Consider the following 1,122-nt stretch of genomic DNA (forward strand, 5'->3'; position numbering starts at 1 on the left):
CACAACCTGAACCAGGCGACTGCGGACACCCAGACCGGGCAGCCCTATCTGCGTGGCAACTGGATCGGCAACCCCTATCCTGAGGACGGTGCGCCGCAGGCCGGGACCACTTACACCACCCCGAATAAATTCGGGCGTGTGCCGCGAGGCGGATCCATTCACAATGAGACCGGTGGTTACCAGATCGACCAGAACAACGGCAACCCCAATATCTGGACGGCTGATGAGTTCGGCGGACTGTGCGAACTCTGTCACGGTAATGGTGACGGTACCTGGACAGCTTCGGAGATCGACACGATCAACAAGTTCGGCAACGCCGCCAACGCCTGGGTTGGCACCAATGGCCATTCCGCTGCTGTCAAGGGCGGTGGAGACAGCGTTGCTGCGAATATTTATCGGGAAAGTTACCGGACTGTGACCCTGACGCCGACTACCAACACCGACTACCAATACGCCGATATCCCGCGTATGGCATATCAGCACCAGTCGAGCCGAGGAGCGGGTATCCGTGACTGGAACAAAAACAGTGGCGGTGCAGGTAAGGGGTTTGATTATAGTCCGATGGTTTATGTTAACGGTAAAGAAACGCGTGCCTTTAACGATTACGATTGGGGAGCAACGACGGACGACGGTACGACCGACCCCAATTTCCATAACTTTACCTGTTCCAAGTGTCACAACCCACATGCATCGCGTTTGCCAAGGTTGATGATTACTAACTGTCTTGACACCAAGCATAATGATTGGGATGACAACTATGTGTTGACCGCCCCCAAAACAAACCTTGATGGCGGTTCGACTATCACTGCCAATAGTCCAAACGGCAACGTTCAGCTCTCCAACGCTACATCGGCGCAGAACTGTCACCGGGTTAAAGATCCAGCCTTTAACAAAACCAATGTAAACACCGGTGGCTGGAACCTGGTAACCCCGTGGACCAACGAGGGGACGCCCGACAACGGCACCATTCAGTAGAAAGGACAGACCATGAAACGCTACAGCAAGCCGAAAGTGGTAGGGAGCGGCAGCGTCCATCCCTGCTGAGATGAAATAAGGAAATGAAGAAGGTGAAAGCCCGGGTCCGGTACCCGGGCTTTCTTCTTTCCAACTTCCGGGGTCAGG

Annotated in this window: 1 protein-coding gene; it reads left to right on the forward strand. The window is 54.6% G+C overall.

From position 1 onward, the window contains the following. A partial coding sequence (locus tag D6694_12715) for a hypothetical protein (protein RMH38100.1) occupies positions 1-975 on the forward strand: 975 nt, incomplete at its 5' end. Positions 976-1,122 lie beyond the last annotated feature (147 nt).

The organism is Gammaproteobacteria bacterium (genome assembly GCA_003696665.1).
Lineage (GTDB): Bacteria > Pseudomonadota > Gammaproteobacteria > Enterobacterales.